We start from the raw sequence: 17163 nt of genomic DNA on the forward strand, positions 1-17163 counted from the left end.
TCTATAATAAAGTTGTACCAAAAAAGGGAGGTTCATGAAATGAAAGTATTCAAGAAGCTGTTCGTGCTTACGCTTGTCTTGGGCGTCATCATGGCGCTCGCCGCGTGCGGGGGATCGAAAAAAACAAACAGCGGATCTTCTCAAGACAGCGGTGGCAAAAAGACGCTCACGGTTTCCGTGGAAGAATCTTATGCCGATTATGTCAACAGTATTAAGGGCGATTTTGAAAAGAAAAACAATTGTACTGTAAAAGTGGTCAAAAAGCCGATGTTTGACCAGCTGGAAGCACTGCCTTTGGACGGCCCGGCAGGAAAAGCCCCAGATGTGATGCTCGCTTCTTATGACCGGATCGGCGGACTCGGCCAGCAGGGGCATCTGCTTAAACTGTCCAAAAAAGATGTTAGCGCCTATGATGCAAAAGACCAGCGCCAAGTCATGATCGACAACAAAGTTTACGGCGTCCCGTTCGTCATTGAAACGCTCGTCCTTTATTACAACAAAGATTTGTTGAAAAGCCCGCCAAAAACATTTGCCGATCTTGAAAAATTGGCGAAAGACAGCAAATATAATTTTTCATCCGAATCCGGAAAGAATACAGGATTCCTTGTTAAATGGACGGACTTCTACTATTCTTACGGCTTGCTCGCGGGTTACGGTGGCTATGTGTTCGGCGATAACGGCACAAACACAAAAGATATCGGGTTGAACAATGCCGGTTCCGTAAAAGCCATTACGTACGCCACACACTGGTTTAAAGATATTTGGCCAAAAGGAATGAAAGATACAAAAAGCTCCGGCGACTTTGTAACAGAAGAATTCTCAAAAGGCAAAGCGGCTGCCGTCATTGACGGTCCTTGGTCGGCGGACACCTACGCGAAAGCAAAAGTAAATTACGGCGTAGCCCCGATCCCGACGCTTCCAAACGGCCACAAGTACGAAGCATTCGGCGGCGGAAAAGGATGGGTTGCTTCCAACTATACGAAAGAACCGAAACTTGCGGAAAAATGGATTCAATACGTCACCAACTCCGCAAACAGCTACAAATTCTATGAAAAATACAAAGAAATCCCTGCCAACCCGACTGCGCGCGAAAAAGCGGCTGCGACAAATGATGAACTGACAAAAGCGGTTGTTGAACAGTACAAATCCGACCAGCCGATGCCGAACGTTCCGGAAATGGCAGAAGTCTGGACCGGTATGGAATCGACGATGTTTGACGCAGCGAGCGGCAAGAAAACACCAAAGCAGGCAGCCGATGCAGCGGTGAAGACGATCAAAGACAATATTTCCCAAAAGTATTCCAATAAATAATCCGCTTTATCCATTTCCAGGTGGGGATACGCTCCACCTGGTTTTCAAAATATGGTGCTAGGCCGTTAGCAGGTTGAAAGCCGTGTAAACTTCCAGGTTTGGCGTCCATGTTGCAAAAAGCACCAGTAACATAAGTCAACTGCGCGTATTTTCAAGATTGGCATCCGGACCACAAAAATCTGCTGCCAACAAAAAATGAAATATTTTCAAAAAGGTGTCCCTGCCGCAAAACTGCAGCGCTGTATCACATGGACGTAAGACCAAGTCATCCATTTGCAAAAGGCACAAAGTAGCCATGTTTCGCTCATTTTCTATAGCTGCAGCATGAAAATCTGCCAGCGGGATTTTTTGGAAAGACCAATATAGAAACGAGGTAATCAAAATGGAAACCGAACCGAATAAACTGAAGGATGTCCGAAAAGCCGGCTTCTTCTCCCTGATTCCGGGGCTCGGCCAGTTTTATAACAAGCAGCCTTTTAAAGGCGTCCTTTTTCTGGCTATTTTTATCCTTTTTGCCATCCAAATGATCGTAGCAGGCATCCCGGCAATAAACGATTTTATCACGCTGGGTTCTGTCCCGCGGGTTGACCATTCGCTGTTTCTGATGATCAAGGGTTCCCTGCAAATCATTTTGATCGCAATTTTTCTAGCTTTTTATTTGCTGAATATTTATGATGCCCGGCGTGTTGCCGCCATCTGGAACTTAAAGGGGACAGCCAACACATCCACCAAGGCCATTTTAAAAAACGCATGGGATGCAGGCTTTCCTTATTTGCTGACGATTCCGGCCTATGTGGCCATGACATTCGTCATCATTTTTCCTGTGCTTGTGACGCTGTTCACTGCTTTTACAAACTATGATTTTTATCATATTCCGCCTTTCCGCTTGATTGACTGGGTCGGGATCAAAAATTTCTTAAATATTTTTTCGCTTAGCTCGTATCGGGCCACGTTTACAAGTGTGCTCAGCTGGACAATCATCTGGACATTATGCGCGACCACCGGCCAGATTGTGCTCGGCATTTTAACAGCCTGTGTGGTAAACCAGCCTTTTATCAAAGGGAAAAAGCTGTTTCGGATCATTTTTTTGCTGCCATGGGCGGTGCCGGCCTTTATTACCATTATGAGCTTTTCCAACATTTTCAATGACAGTATCGGTGCCATCAATGCCCAGGTCATTCCGCTGCTCAACCATCTTCTGTTTACCGACATTCCGGCCATCTCGTGGAAAACGGATCCGTTCTGGACAAAAGTGGCCTTGATCATGATCCAGACATGGCTCGGTTTCCCGTATATTTATGTGATGGTCACCGGCGTTCTGCAGTCGATTCCGGGCGATTTATACGAAGCCGCCATCATTGACGGCGCGAATTTCTGGCAAAAGTTCCGCAGGATTACCCTGCCGATGATTTTATTTGCCACCGCGCCTGTTCTGATCACCCAGTACACATTTAATTTCAATAACTTCACGATTATTTATCTCTTTAATAACGGCGGGCCGGGCAGTGTTGGAGCGGGGGCCGGGTCGAGCGATATTTTAATTTCCTGGATTTATAAACTGACGACCGGGACATCGCCGCAGTACGCGATGGCCGCGGCGATTACCCTTATGATTTCATTTATTGTAATTGCCGTCTCGATGATCGCCTTTAAAAAGACGAACGCTTTCGGCAATGAGGAGATGATGTAGTATGAAGGCGTTAATGAAAAATCAAAAATTCACCCGTTTCTGGAACCGGTTTTTCACCTATGCGTTTTTAATCCTGTTAAGTGTGATCATTCTGTACCCGCTGCTGATTACGGCGTCGTCTGCTTTCCGGGAATCCAATATCGTTTCCTTCCAGCTGGATTTTCATTCCCATTGGACATTGGACAATTTTCGCCAGCTGTTTACCCAGACGCTGTATCCGGAATGGTATAAAAACACGCTTATCATCGCGGTTGCAACGATGGTTTTGCAGGTCGTCATCGTGACCCTTGCTGGCTACACTTACAGCCGCTACCGTTTTAAAGGAAGAAAGTACAGCCTTGTCTTTTTCCTGATCATCCAAATGGTTCCGACAATGGCGGCCCTGACCGCATTTTATGTACTGGCGAATATCCTGGACGCGCTGGACACGTACTGGTTTTTAACCTTGCTTTATGTTGGCGGCGGCATTCCGATGAATACGTGGCTGATGAAAGGGTATTTCGATACGGTGCCGCGCGATTTGGACGAATCTGCAAGAATTGACGGGGCCGGCCATTTGCGCGTATTTTGGCAAATTGTGCTCCCGCTTGTTAAACCGATGCTTGCCGTCCAGGCACTCTGGGCATTTATGGGGCCGTTCGGGGATTTTTTGCTGGCCAAATTTTTGCTCCGGACACCGGAACATTTAACCGTGGCAGTCGGCCTCCAGCAATTTATTTCCAACCCGACCCAGCAAAAGGTGACGCTCTTTGCTGCCGGCGCCATTTTAGCCGCGCTGCCAATCTGTATTTTGTTTTTCTTCCTGCAAAAAAACTTTGTATCCGGGCTGACGTCGGGCGGCACAAAAGGATAAAGGGCGTAACGGGATGGACAGCTTTAACAGCTGCCGGTCCGGGCGGAAAAAACTTGTAAAAAACATAGCATACTTTATTGAAATGTGGGATTGCTTATGGAACAGATTCAAAGATTCCCTGCTGGTTATTTTGCGACGATCGTTTCACCCGTAAAAATCTTCCGGCACCGGGGCGCGCTTGGCGTTTGGAAACTGATTCTCATTTTTTTCTTTTTAAACGCCTGCCTGATTGCCCCGCTTTCACTCTCTTTTGCGCGGGCAGGAAATATCAGTTTAAAGCAAGTGGCGCCGCATTTATACGAAGCAGTGCAAACCGGATATACCGGGCAAAACGCCGTCCTTTCCTTTCAAAACGGCATGCTCCAATCCAGCAACGCGTGGACAAAGGATCACGGAGATACGATTATCTCCTTTGACCCGGGCAAAACCGCTGCCGTTTCAGAAAGCCGTTACCATACAAAAGTCACGCATTACAAAAATGCGCTCCTTTTCCGGAAAGACCGGCTCATTCTGGCTGATGAAAACGGCTTTGGCTTTTCCGTCCGCTACCCGGCCGGAAACGAGAAGATCACGATCCAAAACGGCCGTGACCTTGCTTCTTTTGCCGGCGCTCTCTGGTTCCGGCAATATAAAGTCAACCTGATTCCGCTTGTTTCATGCCTGATCGGAATCCTGTTTCTTTTCAGCAATATACTTTTAATGGGGGCAGTGTCCCTGATACTTTGGCTGACACGTTTTTCAAGTTCTTCCGGCATCCGGTCATTGAGACAGGCTGCAACCATTACACTATCTGCAGCAGGGGTTCCGTCCATTATTGCCATGTTGGCAGGCTTTGCCGGCGTAGGTGCTGCAACGATGATGATGATCCAATCACTGGGCATGGTGCTTTTCATTGCGATGATTTTTTTAAAAACAAAATTTCTGGCGGACGACATGTAAATACAAGATGCTGACGAGGAGGATTTCTCATGTATTATAACCGGCTTTTCGATGTAGATGAATGGACTTTAAAAACAACGAAGCTCCACCGTGAACATATTCGGCTTCAGGAAAGCATCACTTCTTTAGGAAACGGCTATATGGGAATGCGCGGGAATTTCGAGGAGTCTTATTCCGGGGACCATCACCAGGGCACGTATATTGCAGGGGTCTGGTACCCGGATAAAACAAGGGTGGGCTGGTGGAAAGTCGGCTATCCCGATTATTTCGGAAAGGTCATTAACGCAGTCAATCTTGTCGGGTTGCGCGTCTGGATTGATCAAGAGGAAATTGACCTGTTTCTGGACCCGCTCGAACAATTTCAACTGGAACTTGATATGAAAAATGCCGTCTTGCGCCATTCCTATCTTGTCGAAAAGTCCGGCAAGAAAGTCAAAATTGAATTTGAACGTTTTTTCAGCATTGTCTATAAAGAAATTGCCGCGATCCGAATCCGTGCCACCAATCTTGGCAATCCGGCCGTCCTCACGTTAAAACCTTTCCTGGACGGCAATGTCAAAAACGAAGACGCCAATTATGATGAAATGTTCTGGACGGAAATCCAGTCTGAAGCAACGGAAGACAAGGCCGCGGTTGTCACGGAAACAATTGAAAACCCGTTCGGTGTTCCCCGTTTTACCGTAGCTGCCGCCATGGGCAATCTGACGGAGGCAACGCTTGCTTCCTGTGAGTCGGATACGCTTTATGCCGGCCACGTATATGAAAAAACGCTCGGCGAAAACGAGTCGCTCCTTCTGGATAAAATCGTTTCTGTCACGACAAGCCGGGACTATGAAAAAGATGCGCTCCTCCCCCGCGCCTACGAATTGCTTGAACAGGCTTTGGAAAACGGGTACGAAAAGCTGTACGAGGAGCACGCAGCAGCCTGGCATAAACGGTGGGAGAAAGCAGACGTCCGCATTTCCGGCGATCCGGAAGCCCAGCAAGGGATCCGCTTTAACCTATTCCAGCTTTTTTCGACCTATTACGGCGATGATCCGCGCTTAAACATCGGCCCGAAAGGTTTCACCGGCGAAAAATACGGCGGCGCGACGTACTGGGATACAGAAGCCTATGCCGTACCCATGTATCTGGCCGTTGCCACGCCGGAAGTCACAAGAAATTTACTGCTCTACCGCTACCATCAGCTTCCAGAAGCGTATGAAAACGCAAAAAAACTCGGGCTGAAAGGCGCTTTATATCCGATGGTCACCTTTACCGGGATCGAATGCCATAACGAATGGGAAATCACATTCGAAGAAATTCACCGGAACGGCGCCATTGCTTATGCCATTTACAATTATGTCAATTACACCGGCGACAAAGACTACATCAGCCAGTACGGGATTGACGTCCTCGTCGGGATCAGCCGCTTTTTCGCCGACCGTGTCCATTTTTCCGAGCGAAAGAAAAAATACATGATCCATGGCGTCACCGGCCCGAACGAGTATGAAAACAACGTCAACAACAACTGGTACACAAACCGGATTGCCGTCTGGACGCTTAAATATACCCTTGCGTCCCTTGATTTTACCGGTGCGGAAAAAGCAGCCGCGCTGAATATTACGGAAGAAGAACGCGCGCATTGGCAGGATATTATCGACCGGATGTATTTTCCGTATGATGAAGAGCTGGGCATTTTTCTACAACAGGACGGCTTCCTGGATAAACCGATCAAACCAGTTAGCTGCCTCCCGAAAGAAGATCTGCCGCTCAATCAGCACTGGTCATGGGACCGGATTCTGCGCTCCTGTTATATTAAGCAGGCTGACGTACTGCAAGGGTTTTATTTCTTCAATGATGCGTTTACAATAGAAGAAAAGCGGCGCCATTTTGAATTTTACGAACCGCTCACCGTCCATGAATCGAGCCTCTCCCCGTGCGTCCATGCGATTCTAGCGGCTGAGCTTCGAAAAGAAGACAAAGCGGTCGAACTGTATAAGCGCACGTCCCGGCTTGATCTTGACAACTATAACCATGATACGGAAGACGGGCTGCACATCACGTCCATGACCGGAAGCTGGCTTTCCATTGTCCACGGGTTTGCCGGCATGCGCACCTTCCATGAAACATTGTCGTTTGTGCCGTTTTTACCGAAAGACTGGGATGAATACGCATTTAAAATCAATTACCGGCACCGCCTCCTTGAAGTGAAAGTAAACAAAAAAGAAGTCACCATCTCCCTTTTGGAAGGCGAACCGCTTGAATTGAAGTTATACGGGGAATTCATCCATCTAACAAATACGTACACGAAGGAGTATGGGCTGTCATGACAGAATGGTGGAAAAAAGCCGTTGTTTACCAGATTTACCCGCGTAGTTTTTATGATACAAATGGTGACGGGATCGGCGATTTGCGGGGAATTATGGATAAGCTCGACTATTTGAAGAAACTTGGGATCGACTGCATCTGGATCAGCCCGGTGTACGACTCGCCGCAGGATGACAATGGTTACGACATCCGTGACTACCGCAAGATCGACAAGATGTTCGGGACAAATGAAGATATAGACCGCCTGCTTGACGAAGCCCATGCACGCGGGATTAAAATCGTAATGGATCTTGTCGTGAACCATACCTCCGATGAACATGCCTGGTTTGTCGAAAGCCGGAAATCGAAGGATAATCCGTACCGCGACTTTTATTTTTGGAAAGACCCGAAACCGGACGGCACCCCCCCGAACAACTGGGGTTCGATGTTTTCCGGTTCCGCCTGGGAGTACGACGAAACAACCGGGCAATACTATTTGCACTATTTTTCAAAGAAACAGCCTGACTTAAACTGGGAAAACGAAAAAGTGCGGAAAGAGATTTACGATATGATGAAGTTCTGGATGGATAAAGGGGTGGACGGCTGGCGCATGGATGTGATCGGCTCGATTTCCAAGTTTCTTGATTTTCCTGATTATGAACTTCCGGAAGGGCAAAAATACGACATTGGCAAGTATCATGCAAACGGGCCGCGCCTCCATGCGTTCATCCAGGAAATGAACCGCGAAGTGCTGTCGAAATACGACTGCATGACTGTCGGGGAGGCCATTGGATCCGATGTCGAAATCGCCAAGAAATATACGGGGCCGGACCGCCATGAACTCAATATGATTTTTAACTTTGAACATATGGATGTCGATACGAAACCAGGCAGCCCTGCCGGCAAATGGGCTCTGAAGCCTTTTGACCTCATTGAATTGAAACAAATCCTTTCCCGCTGGCAATATGCGCTCGCGGATACCGGCTGGAATGCGCTCTACTTTGAAAACCATGACCAGGCAAGGGTTGTATCGCGCTGGGGCAATGATACAACGTACCGGGCGGAATGTGCAAAAGCGTTTGCCACCATTTTGCACGGACTGAAAGGGACCCCTTTTATTTACCAGGGGGAAGAAATCGGGATGGTGAATGCCGCGCTTGAACTCGAAGAATATGATGATATTGAAATCCGGAATGCTTATCAAGAACTCGTACTGGAAAATCAAATCATGACGAAGGATGAATTTTTAACAGCTGTCCGAAAAAAAGGACGTGACAATGCACGGACGCCGATGCAGTGGGACAGCGGTCCGAATGCCGGATTTACAACCGGAAAACCGTGGCTTAAAGTGAACGCCCGCTATCCGGAGATCAACGTAGCAAAAGCGCTTCAAGATTCGAATTCGATTTTTTATTACTATCAATCTCTGATCAAGCTGCGGCATACATATGATGTGTTTACAAACGGCCGGTATGAGCTGCTGATGCCGGACCATCCGCATTTGTACGTATACACGAGGGAGAATGAATCGGAAAAGCTGCTCGTTGCCGCCAACTTAAGCGAAAACACGGTAAGCTTTGATCAACCGGATGGCAACTGGAACCTGCTGCTTGGAAACTATGAAGATACTGGCACAAGCACGCTGTTCCGCCCGTATGAAGCGGCCATTTACTATCTGGAAAAATAGTTTTTTGCGTGCGGTTTTTGCCCGATGGCCTTTTTATGCAAAGAGCCTCCATACTGCGTATGAGGGGCTCTTTGCTGTTTCCTTTATGAAACTGTAATGGCCTTTACCACTTCTTCTAGCTGCATGCCTCTTGAGGCTTTGACCAGAATCAAATCGCCGGCTCCGATTTTTCCTTTCAACATATCGATCAACCGCTTCTTGTCCTCAAATGCAAACACACGGTTGTCCGGAAAATCGCAAGCATCCGCGATCAGACGGCCCAACTTGCCATATGTAAAAACAAAATCAATTTTTTCGGGATTCAAGTCGCAGCCAACCTCCCTGTGAAACGCCGCTTCCTTTTCGCCCAGTTCAAGCATATCCCCGAGCACGAGGATTTTCCGGCCCGTTCCTTCAAACTGCTCCACAAGCCGGATGGCCGCACGCATCGACGTCGGGCTTGCATTATATGCATCGTTGATAATTTTTGAACCGTTGATGCCGTCCGCCATTTCCATCCGCATTTCGCTCAGCCTCGTTTTCCCAAGCCCTGCGCGGATTTCCTCAAATGGCATGCCAAACTCGCGGCCGGCAAGAATGGCGGCAAGCGAATTGATGACATTGTATTCACCAAGGACCGGCAGATAAAAATCGATATCTTCCGATGCATTTGTCCGGAACGCGCTGCCGCTTGTCTCTTGTTTCCATTCCACCGGATAAAGATCATTTCCGTGCCCTTTGCCAAACGTCTTTGTTCGGATGCCGGTAATGTTTGGCACCCGTTCCTGCAAAAGCGGTTCATCCCCCATATAGATCAGCAGCCCGTTTTCCGGAAGGCCTTCTGTAATTTCGAGTTTTGCATCGGCAATCGCTTCACGGGAACCGAGATTTTGAATATGCGCCTCACCGATATTTGTAATAATGGCCACATCCGGGCGGGCAATCGATGTGAGGAAAGAAATTTCCCCTTTTGCACTCATGCCCATTTCCACTACGGCGATTTCCGTGTCTTCATCAAGGGACAAAAGCGTTAACGGAACGCCCTGGTGGTTGTTAAAATTGCCTTCCGTTTTTTGCACTTTAAATTTTTCGGAAAGGACGGAGGCGACCATATCTTTTGTTGTCGTTTTGCCGTTGCTGCCGGTAATGCCGACAACTTTTGCCCGCAAGGCGTTCCGGTAGCTTTTTGACAGTTCTTGCAAGCTCTTCTCTGTGTCTTCCACGATAAGAAGCGGCACGTTCGCCGGCGGGTTTGGCACATCTTTTTGCCAGAGGGATGCAGCTGCGCCTCTGCGGAACGCGTCTTCCACATATTGATGGCCGTCCGCATGTCTGCCAGTAAGCGGCACATACAGATTCCCTTTTTCGATTTTGCGCGAATCAATGCATACGCCATGTACAAGCGTTTCGTTGTGCTGCAGTTGTTCCCCGTTTTCCACATGGATCATTCCGGTCATTTCCCGGATCGTCCGTCTGATCATTTTCGCTCTTTTCCTCCTTGAAAACAGAACGGGAACCATTCAGAATGGTTCCAAACTAAGATTTGGAAAGTATCTCGTCCGCTTAAAATTCAGAACGGGAACCATTCAGAATGGTTCCAAACCCCGTTACAAAGTATATTTAATCCGCTGTTTTTCCGCATGTCGCTCCAGGGCAAGTTCAATCAGCTTTTCGATCAGCTGCGGGTAATCCAGCCCTGCCTCTTTCCACAGAAGCGGAAACATGCTGAACGGTGTAAATCCGGGCATCGTATTGATTTCATTGATGATCACCCGTTCGTCTTCTGTCACAAAAAAGTCAGCACGCACCAGCCCCGAGCAGTCGAGTGCTTTAAATGCTGTAATCGCAGCTTCGGTACATTTTTTATACACTTTTTCGGGAATATCGGCCGGAATGATTAACGCCGTTTCCCCGTCTTCGTATTTCGCTTTATAATCGTAAAAATCTTTTTTCGCGACAATTTCGCCGGCAACGGAACATTGCGGATCGTCATTCCCGATCACGCCAAGTTCAATTTCCCTGGCCGTGACGCCTTCTTCGACAATGATTTTCCGGTCGTACTGAAAGGCTTCCTTAAATGCTGCTTCCAACTCCGTGCGGTTTTTACACTTACTGATCCCGACGCTTGAACCGAGATTCGCTGGTTTGACGAAACAAGGGTAGCCGGTCTTTTCTTCCACTTGTTGAAAACAGGTTTCGAGCGCATTTTCCCATTCACTCCGGATAAAAGAAACATATTTCACTTGGTCGAGCCCGGCTTGTGCAAACAGGTTTTTCATAATTACTTTATCCATTCCGGCTGAAGAGGCAAGCACGCCGTTTCCGACATACGGCAGGTTTAACAGTTCAAGCATGCCCTGTACGGTGCCGTCTTCCCCGTTTGGCCCGTGCAGCAGCGGAAAAATGACGTCATAGCCGCCTTTTTCACCCGATACAGTGGTTGACAGCGCATTGGGGGCCATTTTCTTTCCGTCACGGAACTCAAGTTGTTTCACGGTTTCAACAGGTCCGGTTAAAAGCGGCCCTTTTATCCAGTCCCCTTCCGTTGTAATGAAGATGGGGTAAATATCGTATTTTTCGTGATCCAAGGCCTGTATTACAGCTTTGGCGGTTTGCAGGGATACTTCGTGTTCAGCGGATTTCCCGCCGTAAAGCAAACAGATTTTCTTTTTCATTGTCATCCTCCATCATACGAACAGGATATTCCTATTTTAACATTTTACACACCCGGTGTGCGCCAAATTTGCCATTTTGATTTGTTCAGTTTCTTCCCTATTGTATGGCAAAACGGGCATTTGTGTAACACGATTTGTTCAGGATTTTTTTAAAGGGGGCTGTTTCCCGTTGCGCTTTGCGACTTGAAAGATGGTGCCCGTTAAAAAACGCCGTCGTCTGCAGCCCTAAAGATGGTTTTACTAAAAAGGTTTTCCGCCGCTATCCATTTTAAAAATAAAACAGGACCCGATACCATTGAAATGCGGGGGATCGGCCCTGACGTTGAAGAGGATTTTGCATCATGAAAAGCGGGGTGGCTTCCTTCCCCGCTTTTCTATCGTAAAACGCGCCAGCTACTTTTCACTGCAGCATGGACGTCTAATGAATTAAAATTTTCCATTCCTGCATCCTGCGATCATAGACCATTTTTCCATCGATTGGCGTGCCGGAGATGGCGGCATATTCTTCGTGCATTTCATCCATATCATGAAAATCGCCGATCGTCCAAAACGGGATTTCAATTTGCACCCGGGTCTGCACGGCATATTCCATCGAAATAACCATCCCTTCCTTCATCTTCTCCGAAAGCGGCAACAGCACCTCCACCGGGATAGCGGGCAATGCTTTCCGCTTTTTCCGCCCGAACAGAAACGGTTTCTCTCCTTTGATCCTGTTGATCCGCTCGGCAACCACATAGCCAAGCATCGCATAAAAATCACGGAAAGAACGGAAATAAATTTTGCTGTAGTAGCCGTCATCCTGCGATAAATAGACGAAATGGTTATTTAATTTCCGGTAAAAAGGCATCCGCAAATGATGTTTCATATGGCTCAGATACAGCAGTTCCGCAATTTCATACCCCTCCAGCAGATCGAGCCCTTCCTCATCCTCAAAATCCACCCAGCAAAAATCCCCGTAGCTGTAAATGTCTTCTTCTAGCAGGCGCCCGATCGTTTCCTCATCCGCATATTCAAACAGCGTATGTAAATTTACAGTGCCTGCCTCAAATTGATGACGGAGAAGAAGGAGATTCGTCAAATTGGGAAAAGCATGGTAAAATTCATAAAAACAGATGCCGTGCAATAAAACATAGTGATTCACTTCATTCGCGTGAACATATATGAGCTCCCTGTTGCCACCATGGTTTTTCAAACGATTACCCCCGATTGTGCAGAACATGTTATGGACTAAAACCTGCCAGTTCTCATAATTTTATTTTAACAAATTTGGCAAAAAAATTGGATTTTTATTTCATTCCTATCTGAAAATCGTGCATCCTTTATCCTCACTGATGATTATAATGTATTTCCACTAAATGCAAAACCATATACCCCCTAAACCAGTATGATCATTTTTACCGGGAGAAGATGCGCCTTGTGCTTGCAGTTCTGATTGAAATGATTCAAAATATGGATAGGAATATACAGAAAACGACGAATTACTTTCTTGTTCCCGGGCAAGCCCCGTTTTTTCTCCTGTTTTTCGGGAACAGTATACAGGAAGAGTCTCTTAAGGAGGTGCATGTCTTGCCGAATCAGGGGCCATGTAAAACGATTCGTTTTTGCATCTCTTGGCAGGACAAACCATGCTGACGATCAAATTGCTTATTATTGTCTTATTAATCGGGGCCAATGCGTTTTTTGTCGCCTCGGAATTTTCTCTCGTAAGGGTGCGAACATCGAGAATTGACCAGCTCATTGCGGAAGGCAACAAAAAAGCCGCTTCCGCCAAAAAAGTAATCTCCAGCCTGGACAGCTATCTGTCGACAACACAGCTGGGCATCACCGTGATTTCTCTTGTTCTTGGGTGGCTGGGCGAGCCGACATTAAGGGTGATTTTTAATCCGCTTTTAATCAAACTCCATGTTCCCGGGACACTCATCCACGTGGTGACCTTTATTCTTTCTTTTCTCATCATCACCTTTTTCAGCGTCGTGGTTGGGGAGCTTGCACCGAAAAATATTGCTATCCAGACAGCAGAAAATATTGTGCTGCTCGTCGCCAAACCGCTGATTTTCATCAACAAAATCATGTATCCCTTTACGTGGACGCTGAACAAGTCTTCGCGGCTTGTGACAAAAGCGCTCGGTTACGACATGCAATCGGACAATGAAATCACCCATTCGGAGGAAGAACTGCGGATTATCCTGTCGGAAAGCTTAAAAAGCGGTGAAATTAACCAGTCCGAATATAAATATGTCAACAATATATTTGAATTCGATAACCGGATCGCAAAAGAAATTATGGTCCCCCGCACAGAAGTAGTGACGGTCGACAAGAGTGACCGGATTGCCGATCTCATCCGGCTGGCACAATCTGAAAAATATACACGCTACCCGGTTACAGACGGGGACAAGGACAATGTCATCGGCGTGCTCAACATGAAAGAAGTGCTGACGGATTGTGTTTCAAACCCGGATCTCAGGGATGATGCGACGATTGAACCGTATATTAATCCGATTATCCATGTCATTGAAACGGTACCGATTCAGGGTGTTCTTGCTCGCATGCAAAAGGACAACACCCATATGGCCGTTTTACTGGATGAATATGGCGGGACTGCCGGCATTATTACAGTCGAGGACATTTTAGAGGAAATCGTTGGTGAAATCCGGGACGAGTTTGATACGGATGAAATCCCGCTTATCCAAAAGATCGGGGATGCGCATTATATTTTGGACGCCAAAGTGCTGATTGAAGATGTAAATGACCTCCTTGCGATCGAAATTCCCGATGATGATGTGGATACGATCGGCGGATGGCTGTTGACACAGAAATACGATTTAAAAAAGGGCGATTCCGTGCCGTTCCAATCGTATGACTTTAAAGTAAAAGATATGGAAGGTTCGCACGTCCTGTATGTGGAAGTATCAAAAAAACAGGAAGCAGCTTCCTCCTAACGGGGGCTGCGCAACCTGGTTTTTCCTGCTTTTGAATAAATTGAATTTTCCTAATTACATTTTATTTCTAACCGATACGTTTGACTGTATGGTATTTATGTTTTATAATAGTCGTAATATAAGTGTGCTTTTTCAGAGATTGGGGTGATTCCAATGGGGCTTTGTACCGCATCGGGGAATTAGCATCCATTGCCAATGTTTCAAAACGGACCATTGATTACTACACCCGGCTCGGGCTGTTAAAACCACAACGTACCGGTGCAAATTACCGGATTTATGACGAAAACGCCGTAAACGAACTGCAGTTTATAGAAGAATGCAAAAAAATGCATCTTCCGCTGAAGGCGATCCGGGCCAAACTGGAATGCAGAAGGAACGGCATATTGAATGCACATGCCTTAATCCAGCAATTGAACCTCTTCTCCGAACAGCTAAAACAGCTCAATACGGAACTGAAGGATATAACACCGAATCTGGAAAAACTGCCGGAAGCGCAAAAAGAAACATTGCGCAATCAATTATCGGGAGACAGCCTGGCACTCGTCCAGTCCCTTTCCTCCATTTTAAACAGGGAAGTGGTTTGGCACTAAAATCGGGAATAGAATCATTCAATTTTGTAAAAATACAGGAGGTGACTCCTGCCCCGTCTCTATTCGGAGCAGGGAAACTTATTTGGACATATTTAAATTGGTGCTGATTTTTATATTAATCGCACTTTCCGCTTTTTTTGTAGCTTCAGAGTTTGCAATCGTAAAGATTAGAAGTTCCCGGATTGACCAACTCATCGAAGAAGGAAACAAAAAAGCGATTTCGGTAAAAAACATCATCACAAATCTTGATGAGTATTTATCGACCTGCCAATTGGGCATCACCATCATTTCGCTTCTGATCGGATGGATCGGAGAAGAAACCGTATCGCATCTTCTCGCCCCCGTGTTCGGGCTGTTGCATCTTCCGGAGTCTTTTGGCGCCGTTTTCTCCGTCATCCTTGCCTTTGCTGTCATTACCTTTGTGCATGTTGTGGCAGGAGAACTTGCACCAAAAACAGTTGCGATTCAAAAAGCGGAAACCATTACGTTTCTTGCAGCAAAGCCGTTAATTTTGTTCCACAGGCTGATGTACCCGTTTATTTGGCTATTGAACAGTTCTGCCGGCCTGATTACAAAAATGGTTGGGATGGAATCCGCATCCCGGCATGACGTCGCCCATACGGAAGAGGAATTGCGGTTTATCCTGTCTGAAAGCTATAAAAATGGTGAAATCAATCAATCAGAGTTTAAATATGTAAATAAAATTTTTGAGTTTGATAACCGGATTGCGAAAGAAATTATGGTGCCAAGAACCGAGATTGTCTCCCTTTCCAAAGGTGATTCCCTCCGGACGTTCATGGACCTCGTGCAGGAAGAACGGTTTACCCGCTACCCTGTCATTGACGGAGATAAGGACCATATTATCGGGATCATCAATTTAAAGGAAGTCTTAACCGATGTACTGAAAAAACAGGCTCCCCCTTCGTCACTGGAAGCGTATGTCCGGCCGATTATCCGCGTGATCGACACGATTCCGATTAATGAGCTGCTCGTCATGATGCAAAAAGAGCGCATTCACATGGCCGTCTTGCTTGATGAATACGGCGGCACGAGCGGCATTGTGACGGTCGAGGATATTTTGGAGGAAATCGTCGGTGAAATCCGTGACGAATTTGACATGGATGAGGTGCCGCTGATCCGGAAAGTCAAGGACGGTCACTTTATTATCGACTCGAAAGTACTGATCAGTGAAGTGAATGACCTGCTCGGCACACAAATTTCCGATGAAGACATTGATACCCTCGGCGGCTGGATTTTAACCAAAAAGATCGAGGCGAAGCAGGGCGACACGGTTGAATTCGGGGATTACACCTTTACGATCAGTGAAATGGAAGATATGCATATCCGCTATATCGAGGTGAAAAAGAAAGCGGCACGGCCGGCGGTTCAAACTGCAAAACAGGAACCCGTGTCCATGCTTCAAAATGAATCCGGACATCCTGAAATGTTAAAAGCTTTTGAGTAATGGAAGGCAGCAAAAACCTGCCTCGGTGCAAGCCAAAACCAAAAAAACGCGGACGATCGCTTGGTCGCCCGCGTTTTTCCGCTCCGCAAAACAGGAATTAATGTTTTTTGTAAACCGGTTGCAACTTTCTCCCTTCCAGCACTTCGAACAATTCCAGCCGGGATTTCGTAAAAGAGGTTTTAATTCCCATTTCCGAAAAGGCCGATATCATCTTTATTAAATGATCATGGTTTTTTTTCATACGACCACCTCATCTATCATGGATTTCCGTACTGTTTCCTTATCTGTATATGTATTCCCATCTATATAGGATTTTACACGGCATTTCTTAAAGTTTTATGAAAATTTTCTTGTCTTACTCTTAATATAGCAAAAAAATTAAAAAAATATAAGGGTTTTCATCAAAATTGTTTGATTTCCTTTCATAAGTCTGCGAGAAGAACAAATAGACCGGTTGCAGCTGTCTCCTTGTATGTGTAAAATTTTACTCGAAGGGGCAAATGAGTGGAAAAAAATGGGAAGACACTCTATCATCTAAATGTACACCTTGAATGAACATCTAGAGAGAGGTCTTCCCATGGATATTATATCAATAATTGCTGGATTATTAAAGGGTACAAAGAGTCTTATGGAATTTGAAGAACAAATTAAAATTCTGATGCAGAAGGTTTTTACACAATGGGTTGGGGATGTATTTGAGGAGTTAGATAAAACAATTAAACAAAAGAAGTTGGAGGAAGGCTGGG

The 17163-nt window shown here is 46.4% G+C and carries 13 protein-coding genes and 1 pseudogene; 10 read left to right on the top strand and 4 right to left on the bottom strand.

Features of this window, described 5'->3' with window-relative positions:
* Positions 1–39 precede the first annotated feature (39 nt).
* The 6 genes from NFR98_RS10800 to NFR98_RS10825 all read left to right on the top strand — a co-directional run bounded on the left by NFR98_RS10800 (position 40) and on the right by NFR98_RS10825 (position 8769).
* Positions 40–1311, top strand: a complete 1272-nt coding sequence (locus tag NFR98_RS10800; protein ID WP_014096796.1) for an extracellular solute-binding protein — start codon at positions 40–42, stop codon at positions 1309–1311.
* Positions 1312–1693: 382 nt separating this feature from the next.
* Entirely contained in the window at positions 1694–3001 is a 1308-nt protein-coding gene (locus NFR98_RS10805) for a carbohydrate ABC transporter permease (protein WP_251460119.1), read from the top strand.
* Position 3002: 1 nt separating this feature from the next.
* The gene (locus NFR98_RS10810; RefSeq protein ID WP_251460121.1) at positions 3003–3854 is read left to right on the top strand and encodes a sugar ABC transporter permease; all 852 of its coding nucleotides are present in this window, start codon (positions 3003–3005) and stop codon (positions 3852–3854) included.
* Between the two features lie 96 nt (positions 3855–3950).
* On the top strand, positions 3951–4793 hold the full coding sequence (locus tag NFR98_RS10815; protein WP_179234766.1) for a DUF1189 family protein: 843 nt from the start codon (positions 3951–3953) through the stop codon (positions 4791–4793).
* A 29-nt stretch (positions 4794–4822) separates the two neighbouring features.
* The gene (locus tag NFR98_RS10820) at positions 4823–7105 is read left to right on the top strand and encodes a glycoside hydrolase family 65 protein (protein ID WP_251460123.1); all 2283 of its coding nucleotides are present in this window, start codon (positions 4823–4825) and stop codon (positions 7103–7105) included.
* Positions 7102–8769 (top strand): glycoside hydrolase family 13 protein, encoded by a 1668-nt coding sequence (locus NFR98_RS10825; protein ID WP_251460125.1) that lies wholly within the window; start codon positions 7102–7104, stop codon positions 8767–8769. Before NFR98_RS10820 ends, NFR98_RS10825 begins: the two co-directional genes overlap by 4 nt.
* A gap of 83 nt (positions 8770–8852) precedes the next feature.
* Here the strand turns inward: NFR98_RS10825 and NFR98_RS10830 are convergent, their stop codons facing one another.
* From NFR98_RS10830 to NFR98_RS10840, 3 genes are all read right to left on the bottom strand, one after another.
* The gene (locus tag NFR98_RS10830; RefSeq protein WP_179234769.1) at positions 8853–10229 is read right to left on the bottom strand and encodes a UDP-N-acetylmuramoyl-tripeptide--D-alanyl-D-alanine ligase; all 1377 of its coding nucleotides are present in this window, start codon (positions 10227–10229) and stop codon (positions 8853–8855) included.
* A gap of 126 nt (positions 10230–10355) precedes the next feature.
* Positions 10356–11423, bottom strand: coding sequence for a D-alanine--D-alanine ligase (locus tag NFR98_RS10835; protein ID WP_014096789.1), 1068 nt, complete (start codon positions 11421–11423; stop codon positions 10356–10358).
* A gap of 418 nt (positions 11424–11841) precedes the next feature.
* Complete coding sequence (locus NFR98_RS10840; protein ID WP_014096788.1) at positions 11842–12615, bottom strand: hypothetical protein; 774 nt, start codon at positions 12613–12615, stop codon at positions 11842–11844.
* Between the two features lie 433 nt (positions 12616–13048).
* Between NFR98_RS10840 and NFR98_RS10845 the strand changes: the two genes are divergently transcribed.
* The 3 genes from NFR98_RS10845 to NFR98_RS10855 all read left to right on the top strand — a co-directional run bounded on the left by NFR98_RS10845 (position 13049) and on the right by NFR98_RS10855 (position 16417).
* On the top strand, positions 13049–14362 hold the full coding sequence (locus tag NFR98_RS10845; RefSeq protein WP_014096787.1) for a hemolysin family protein: 1314 nt from the start codon (positions 13049–13051) through the stop codon (positions 14360–14362).
* Between the two features lie 161 nt (positions 14363–14523).
* A complete protein-coding gene (locus NFR98_RS10850; protein WP_017551150.1) occupies positions 14524–14952 on the top strand; it encodes a MerR family transcriptional regulator in 429 nt (142 codons plus the stop codon).
* Between the two features lie 82 nt (positions 14953–15034).
* Positions 15035–16417: a hemolysin family protein gene (locus tag NFR98_RS10855; RefSeq protein ID WP_014096785.1), complete on the top strand. Its 1383-nt coding sequence runs from the start codon at positions 15035–15037 to the stop codon at positions 16415–16417.
* Positions 16418–16514: 97 nt separating this feature from the next.
* On the opposite strand, the gene NFR98_RS15775 is transcribed toward NFR98_RS10855, so the two are convergent.
* On the bottom strand, positions 16515–16658 hold the full coding sequence (locus tag NFR98_RS15775) for an Lmo0850 family protein (protein WP_013860706.1): 144 nt from the start codon (positions 16656–16658) through the stop codon (positions 16515–16517).
* Between the two features lie 336 nt (positions 16659–16994).
* Here NFR98_RS15775 and NFR98_RS10865 point away from each other — a divergent pair.
* A pseudogene (locus NFR98_RS10865) lies at positions 16995–17163 on the top strand (ISLre2 family transposase); the annotation flags it as partial.

It is taken from the genome of Weizmannia agrestimuris, from assembly GCF_943193165.1.
GTDB classification, from domain to species: Bacteria; Bacillota; Bacilli; order Bacillales; family Bacillaceae_C; genus Weizmannia; species Weizmannia faecalis.